A 7,048-nucleotide genomic window follows, 5' to 3' on the forward strand; every position below is an offset into this window, starting at 1 on the left:
TCAGTTCCCCTCCGCGGCGGGGCTCCGCAGCCACTCGGTCGCGACGCGGGCGTCTTCGAGTCGGTTCACGTTCACTGCGAGTCGCGGGTCGTAGTACACGTCTGTCATGGCTGTGGAATCGTCGGTCGTGCCGACCACGTTGACCCCGGTCGGCGCGAGGTGGTCGTCGGGCTCGAGTCGCGAGTCGACACTGACCCCGAGTCGCCGCTTGAGCGCCGCGGGGACGCAAACGGTCCGCGAGCCGGTCCCGTCGCTGTGGGCTGCGAGCACCCGGTCGACGACGGGGCTCTCGAGCAGCGGCAGGTCCGCGGCGACGGTCAGCACCGGCGGCGAGATTTCGGGTCGCTCGAGGAGGTTCATCAGATCGGTCACGTACCCCTCGCCGGCCGTCTCGACCGTCGTCACGCCGGCAGACTCGAGGTGTGTCCGCGTTTCCGGCGCGTTCGACGAGACGGCTGCGTAGGTCGTCTCGACGGCGCTCTCGCCGAGGGCCGCTAGCACGCGATCGACCATCGGCGTCCCGCCGATCGGATGCAGCGGCTTTTCGTGCGGGCTCTCGAGACGAGTGCCTTTCCCGCCGCACATCACGAGAGCGTCCACGCGATCACCCCCAGGTGGACGCCGGCGACGCGGCCGATCTCGTTTGCCGCGCCGAAGATATCGCCGTTGATCCCGCCGAGGTGGCGGTTCGCCCAGTACCACGGCAGGCCGATGCCGGCGACGGCACCGCAGAGGGCCGCCGTCGCGGCGAGGGAGGGGAAGGTAAGCGCGACGGCGGGGAGCGCGACCGCCGCGGGTGCGGCGAACGAGGCAGGGCCGGACGCCGTGGTGAACTGCCGTCCCATTCCGTCGTGGCTCGCCGCTCCGAAGCAAGCCATCGCGGCCATCCCGAGTTTCGTCCCGACCTCGGCTGCGATCGCGACGCCGACCGCCGCGCGGACCGGAAGCCCCGCCAGTCCGAGGCCGCCCAGCGCCAGCGCGGCGACGGTGATCGCGACCGACAGGAGCGCGCCGACGCCGGTCGTCGTATCCTTCAACACCTCGCGGCGGCGCTCGAGGTCGCCGTGGACGACCAGCGCGTCGCCGAGATCCGCGATCCCGTCGAGGTGGTGGATCCCCGTCACGGCGTACACCGAAAGCAGGTAGCCGAGCGCGACGGTCGGCCCCGCGAGCGTCTCCGCGGCGAGCAGCGGAATCGCGGCCAGCGCGCCCGCGACGAGGCCGACGGCCGGGAACGCCGCCGGCGTCGACCGAAACGCGTCCCAGTCGCCGTCGCGGTACTCGACGGGGAGACGCGTCAGAAAGCCGCACGCGCCGCGGACGGCACCGAGCCAGCGGTGGATCGCGCTCATCCCGCCACCTCCAGTGTCGTTCGGGCCAGAGACGCGAGTGCTGCACCGATCGCCGGTGCGGCGACCGCGAGTGCGACGGCGACGAGGACCGAGACAGCGGCTCCCCGTCCCACGAGAGAAACGGCTCGCTCGCCCTCGGCCAGCGTCGGCAGGTCCGCGTCGGGGTTGAGGGCGTAGACGTCGGGCTTCTCGAGGCGCACCGCGAGCGCGCAGGCGAGCGTCGCCATCGGCCAGCCGGAGTTGGGCGACGGCGGAACCCGCGCCCACGATCGAGCGCGGACGAGCGCGAGCGGGGCGGCCGCGCCGACGGCGATCGCAGCGGCGGCGACCCGCGCGGGCAGGTACATCACCGCGTCGTCCAGTCGCGCGCTCGCCGTCCCGACCGGCTTCGAGGGGTAGCCGAGCATCGAGTCGAGCGTGTTGACACCCTTGACCCAGGCGGCGGCCGCCGCGGCGGCCGGCAGCGAGACCGGCGCGAGCACGGCGAAGGGAAACAGCGTCGCGACCAGCCCGTCCGCGAGGTTCTCGGCCGCGCTCTCGACGGCGGCGCTGCGGAGTTCGCCCGCCGAAAGCGTCGACGTATCGCGGCCGACGAGTCCGACGACTTCCTCGCGGGCGCGTTCTACGTCGCCGTCGGTCGCGCCGACGACGTCGGCAGTAAGCTCGAGCAGCGAGCGCAGGCTCGTCGTCAGAAAGAGGACGAGCGCGGCGGCGATACCGCCGGTCATCGGATGCAACGCAGCCGCTGAGACGACTACCCCGCCGACGACTGCGGCGGGGACGAGCGGAGCGAGGGCGGCGATCGCGACGCCGACCAGCCGCTGACCGCGGTCGGACTCGCTCCACTCCCTGTCGAGGGCGTCGACGAGCCGGCCGAACCACGCCACCGGATGGAGGGAGGTCGGCGGCTCGCCGAGCAGCAGGTCGAGGCTGAACGCCAGCCCGATCACGGCGAGTGCCGTCAGCGTCACGTCGTCGCCTCCATGTCGTCAGAACGATGCGGCCGCTCACTCATGGCTACTGCGTTCGCCGGAGGCCCCCAGCCGCGACGGCACGTCCGCGAGCGACAGCTCCTCGAGCAGCAGCGCCGTCCCGCCGACGGCTTCGACCCCGCCGTCCGCGTCCGGATCGTCGCCGACGTGGATCAGTTCGTCGGGGGCGACGCCGAGCCGGTCGGCGGTCTGTTCGAAGATCTCGGGGGCGGGCTTGCGCCAGCCGCAGCCGACGCTCGTGACGATGGCGTCGAAGTCGTCGCGCTCGAACTCGGACCTGACGAGCGTCCGGCCGACCAGCTCCGGGACGCTGCAGTTCGAACAGAGGGCGACCGGCCCTCGCTCGCGGGCGGCATCGACCGCCTCGAGTGCGCCCGGCCTAGTCTCGACGGTCGGATCGAACGCCGCGACGACCGCGCGCCTGGCCGCGTTGTGCTCGTAGTCGACGCCGCGGCTCGCGAGCGCCCGCGAGACGTGGGCCGGCAGCGGTACCTCTGCGCCCTCGGGCGCGTCGACGTGTGGCTCGGCGTAGGCGTCGGCCCAGTCGTCCGGCACCGCTACGTCTCGCTTCTCGAGCTCGGTCGCGACGGCTGCGGCCGGGTCGTCCGGGCGGTCGGCGGTCACCAGCGTTCCGAATAGGTCGAACGATACTCCCACGATCGTGTGACTACCACAAGTTGACTTTAATTTCGCGGTCCGCGAGCGGTCGTCGCGACGACGGGGCGCGCTCGAGCCGGTGACGAAAATCGAGATTCAGCCGCGGGCTCAGTCGAGCCGGGCGAACGCGAGGTTGCCCGAGATGTTCTTGATGTAGATGTCGACCACGTCGCCCTCCTCCGCGCCGGGGACGAAGATCGTGTAGCTGCCCTTCTCGGCGACGCCGTCGCCCTTGCGGCCGGTTCCGGTGATCTCGACGGTGTAGGTCTGGCCCTCCTCGACGGCGTCTTGCTGCTGTTGTTGCTGGCTGCTCGTCGAGCGCTTGGTGACCGGCCGGAACGCACCGCAGGCGTCACAGCGGAGCATCGGCGTTCGATCCTCGCGAACGAGGCGGGTGTCGGGGAGGCCACACTCCGAACAGAGGACGTACTCGTCGACGTAGGCGTCGATCGCCGCGTCGAAGTCCTGCTGGGAGAACGACCCGTTGTACCGTCCACGGCCGTTCTCGAGTTTGCCGCTGGTCCCCAGCTCGCGCTGGATGAACCGGTGGAGGTGCTCGGTCTCTCGGGAGAGCACGTCGGAGATTTCGTCGAGATTAGTTACGCGCGTGAACGCGCCGTCCTTCTGGGGCTGCGGGTCGGGGATCTGCAGTCGCTGTTCGTCGCCCCCGATATCGGGGACGTCGTCCATCGCTCGGTCGAGACTCGATTCGTAATCCATACGCGAGAACAGGTGACGGGAACGTAAATCCGTTCTGCTATCATGATCTACCCGACAGCGTCGAGATAACTACCGATTACGGCGGCACGGGCCGGCGATGAACGCGGGGGACTCAGTACGTGGTGCCGCCGCTCTCTCCGAGCGATCCCTGTTTTTGCTCGTCCAGTTCGTCGAGATCGCGTTCGTCGTTGGCCTCGTTCGGGCTGCCCGCCTCGCCGGTGATCTCGCCGTAGACGGCTTCGCGTGCTTCCTCGGCCGAGTCGTACTGCTCGTCGACCAGCCGGTCGAAGACCGCCCCGAGCGTCTCCGTCTCGTTGGGCATGTCGATCGGTTCGTCGCCGTACTCGGTCGCGAGTTCCTCGCTCGTGACCGGGTACTCTACGTCTCCGAGATGGCGCTCGACGTCCTCGAGGATCGATTCGGTGTGGGCCGCCCGCTCGGATTTGCGTTGGTTGGCGCGATCCTGCACGCGGTCGTGACTCCGTCCGTCGTCGCTCATAGGGGGAGGTATCGTTACCCGTCGGAAAAGCGGCCGGCAGGCAAATGCACCGTCGGCCGTCGATTAACCGCCCTCTATAGTGCTCTATTCGGAAATTATACAGCGTTATCCCACCCGTCTACCGACGTTCAGTCGGCGTGTCTGTTCCCCCTCGTGCCAGCCGTCACGCGAGTTACCGACGACTCTGTGTTTCCCGGGCACGCCCAGCCACTCTCTACACCCCCGCCGCTGGCGAGCCACCAGCGGCACACCCCCATCACTGCATCGCTCTCGACCGAACGGTTCGTGCGGTCCCTCGCTGACGAGCCGCAGCTGTTGTTACGCGAGAAACAACTTCGTTGGTATCACTCGGATCCTCACAGGAGCTATTTATTGACGGTTCGACGACCATCACCGCGAGAATGGACGAAACCGACGCCGATCGACGAACGATCGCCGCGTGCGAGCAGTGTGGTTCGCTTTACGCCGCACTCGAGTTCGCCGACGAAACGCTTCGACCGATCGGCCGCCGGGACGGTTGTCAGTGCGGGTGCACGGAATTCGTTCAGGTGAGCGGATCGCTTTCGGAGTCGTCGGACGGGGACGACGATTAGCGCGGTCGGCGTGACAGCTGTTTTCGGCTCGAGACGCGACCACTGGACGACGAGCGTCGTGACCGATCCGCGGTAACGTCTGTCGACCGGCCGGCGACGCATTTTCAGCGGGCCACTACCGCGCGTTTCGGACGGCCTTCGGAAATCGGCTTCGCGCCCAAACGGCCGCCTACTCCACGTAGAAGCGCTCTACCGTCAGGTACGGCGCTCATATATAGAACGGGTGATCCGGTACGTCAGCGCGATGATCCGTACTGCAGCGGGACTGTCATCGTCGCTGGACTGTGTCACGATCGAACCGATCGGTGACGTCACGCGCCCCGGTCAACGCGGCGCGGGATCACTGGTCGAAGCCGCCGGCAAGGAAACCGGAGGCGAGGCGTGACTATGCGCGGGAGACGAACACTCCGAGCGCGAGTCGCGGGTAGAACCCGAACGCTCCTGGCGCTCGGACTGGGGCTCGCCGTGATCGCCAGCCTCGTCGCGATGAGCGCCGCGGGAGCCGTCGCACAGGACGCGAACGAGTCCGTGTCGGAGGAGGCGTACGTCGAACCCGCGCCGGAGCCGGGTGACCCGTACTTCGAGGCGAGGGCCGACGACGGGACCTGGGTGAGTTACGAGAACCCGCGCGACGAGTACCGAAGTCCATATCTCGGGGACGGCTCGGGGAAGATTTGCGTCACGCTGGTCAACGAGAACGGCGATCCGGTCATCGGCGAGTCGGTGCCGGACACGAAGGTGACGATCCCGACCGGCGGGGCGACGACGTGGCACTCCGAGGCCGATCCGATCACCGTGAAGTTCCCGATGAACGACCACTACAACTTCCCGCTCGACGGCGACCAGTTCGGGACCAGCCCGGACGTCGCGCAGGGCGACGGCTACATGGACTCCCACTGCTACGAGTTCCACGGGAACCCCGAAGATGCGACCATCTCGTACGGCGAAGCACAAATTAGCGGTCAGTACGCCGACCGGATCGAGGTCGCCGGCTACATCCAGCAGACGCCCGCAGGCGATGGCTGGGACACGGACATCGATCCGGTCGCCGCCGCGGAGCCCTACGAGGAAGCTGGCGGCGGCTGGACCTACGACGCGGCCGAGAACTCGACCCACGGTCAGGCGGTCGTCGTCCTCCAGCTCGACGCGCCGGCCGACGAACGCCCCGAGTCCTCGAACACGTCGGACACCGCCGACAACGAGTCGACGGAGCAGCCGACCGGCTCCAACGAGAGCACCGGTGGGGACGGATCCGAATCCGACGGCGGCGACGAGATGCCCGGCTTCGGTGTCCTCGCGGCCGGCGTCGCCCTCTCGATTGCGGTCCTCGCCCGCACGAGGGGCTAACCGCGAGCGGCCAGCCGTGACGCCAGCGATCGCTCTCGAGTCGGTCGCCGAAACACGGCCGCTATCGGAACCGAGGAGGTTTTGACTGTCGCCGTGAGACACCCGGCAAATGACGAACACGAGCGACTCGGACGAGGACGATCCGCGGGTTCCGGTCGTCTGCCCCGACTGCGAAACGACCTCCCGCGTTCCGCTGGCGGACGTTGCCGATGCGATCGACCGCCACAACGAGCAGTTACACGACGGCGACGACGTCGCATCGGTCGATCCCGACGTCGCCGACCGGATCGCGGACCTCGTCGCCACCGAACTCGGGCTACTCGAGGACGACGCGTAACTCGACGGAACGAGGCGACGGACTCGGCCGTCCGTCTACATGTCCTGCGTGTCGTCTCGAGTGGGACAGGAGTCGATACGTCGCGCAGACGAATCGTAGTCGATGAGACCGATATCGGTCATCATCGGGAGGTGAACGTGGTGGAGTTCGACGGCGACATCCGAGACGGACGCCTCGTCGACCGCGTCGACGCCGTCCTCTCGGGCGACGATTCCCGCCGCCAGCTCCGAGAGGTCGACCGGCTCGGAGACGCCCGTGAGGACGTCGAGCGTCAGTTTGCGCCGCGTCGACGTGAGCCGTCGGTGACCGTCGATATCGAGCTCTTCCGGAAGGTGCGGTCGATTCTGCACAGATTCGTGTGCGGGGTAGGTCATAGAGATGCTCGTGCTGGCCGGCCAGCGGTGGCCTGCATATGTCTCAACAGGGCACCGTCTAGTTAGCGCGGTTTGAGAAGCGAGCAGGTCGTAGAGCTAGTTTGGCTATGATGCTCGCAGACCTGCTCAGCGAGTGCTACGCGGCGGAATTGGATGAAGCTTGGGAGCGTGAGCGGA

The 7,048-nt window shown here is 68.2% G+C and carries 11 protein-coding genes and 1 pseudogene; 5 read left to right on the forward strand and 7 right to left on the reverse strand.

Annotated elements, in window-relative coordinates; genetic code table 11:
• The 6 genes from NDO75_RS12925 to NDO75_RS12950 form a co-directional block, all read right to left on the reverse strand.
• Positions 1-585 (reverse strand): NTP transferase domain-containing protein, encoded by a 585-nt coding sequence (locus tag NDO75_RS12925; protein ID WP_310906790.1) that lies wholly within the window; start codon positions 583-585, stop codon positions 1-3.
• Entirely contained in the window at positions 585-1,352 is a 768-nt protein-coding gene (cobS, locus tag NDO75_RS12930) for an adenosylcobinamide-GDP ribazoletransferase (protein WP_310906763.1), read from the reverse strand. Before cobS ends, NDO75_RS12925 begins: the two co-directional genes overlap by 1 nt.
• Positions 1,349-2,323 carry an adenosylcobinamide-phosphate synthase CbiB gene (gene cbiB / locus NDO75_RS12935; RefSeq protein WP_310906764.1) on the reverse strand — a complete coding sequence of 325 codons (975 nt, stop codon included), beginning with the start codon at positions 2,321-2,323 and terminating at the stop codon, positions 1,349-1,351. The genes cobS and cbiB overlap by 4 nt, the downstream gene beginning before the upstream one ends.
• A 36-nt stretch (positions 2,324-2,359) precedes the next feature.
• Positions 2,360-3,001, reverse strand: a complete 642-nt coding sequence (locus NDO75_RS12940; protein WP_310906765.1) for an HAD family hydrolase — start codon at positions 2,999-3,001, stop codon at positions 2,360-2,362.
• Positions 3,002-3,109: 108 nt separating this feature from the next.
• Positions 3,110-3,721, reverse strand: coding sequence for a translation initiation factor IF-2 subunit beta (locus NDO75_RS12945; RefSeq protein ID WP_310906766.1), 612 nt, complete (start codon positions 3,719-3,721; stop codon positions 3,110-3,112).
• Positions 3,722-3,833: 112 nt separating this feature from the next.
• The gene (locus NDO75_RS12950; protein ID WP_310906767.1) at positions 3,834-4,220 is read right to left on the reverse strand and encodes a hypothetical protein; all 387 of its coding nucleotides are present in this window, start codon (positions 4,218-4,220) and stop codon (positions 3,834-3,836) included.
• Positions 4,221-4,621: 401 nt separating this feature from the next.
• On the opposite strand from NDO75_RS12950, the gene NDO75_RS12955 reads away from it, so the two are divergent.
• From NDO75_RS12955 to NDO75_RS12970, 4 genes are all read left to right on the forward strand, one after another.
• Positions 4,622-4,813: a hypothetical protein gene (locus tag NDO75_RS12955; protein ID WP_310906768.1), complete on the forward strand. Its 192-nt coding sequence runs from the start codon at positions 4,622-4,624 to the stop codon at positions 4,811-4,813.
• 244 nt (positions 4,814-5,057) lie between these two features.
• Complete coding sequence (locus NDO75_RS12960; protein WP_310906769.1) at positions 5,058-5,198, forward strand: hypothetical protein; 141 nt, start codon at positions 5,058-5,060, stop codon at positions 5,196-5,198.
• 2 nt (positions 5,199-5,200) lie between these two features.
• Complete coding sequence (locus NDO75_RS12965; RefSeq protein ID WP_310906771.1) at positions 5,201-6,160, forward strand: PGF-CTERM sorting domain-containing protein; 960 nt, start codon at positions 5,201-5,203, stop codon at positions 6,158-6,160.
• Positions 6,161-6,269: 109 nt separating this feature from the next.
• Positions 6,270-6,497: a hypothetical protein gene (locus tag NDO75_RS12970; RefSeq protein WP_310906773.1), complete on the forward strand. Its 228-nt coding sequence runs from the start codon at positions 6,270-6,272 to the stop codon at positions 6,495-6,497.
• 35 nt (positions 6,498-6,532) lie between these two features.
• Here NDO75_RS12970 and NDO75_RS12975 read toward each other — a convergent pair whose 3' ends face one another.
• Positions 6,533-6,871, reverse strand: a complete 339-nt coding sequence (locus tag NDO75_RS12975; RefSeq protein ID WP_310906774.1) for a hypothetical protein — start codon at positions 6,869-6,871, stop codon at positions 6,533-6,535.
• Positions 6,872-6,978: 107 nt separating this feature from the next.
• On the opposite strand from NDO75_RS12975, the pseudogene NDO75_RS12980 reads away from it, so the two are divergent.
• Positions 6,979-7,048, forward strand: a pseudogene (locus NDO75_RS12980) (IS6 family transposase); the annotation flags it as partial.

This window comes from Natrinema sp. 1APR25-10V2 (assembly GCF_031626495.1).
Lineage (GTDB): Archaea > Halobacteriota > Halobacteria > Halobacteriales > Natrialbaceae > Natrinema.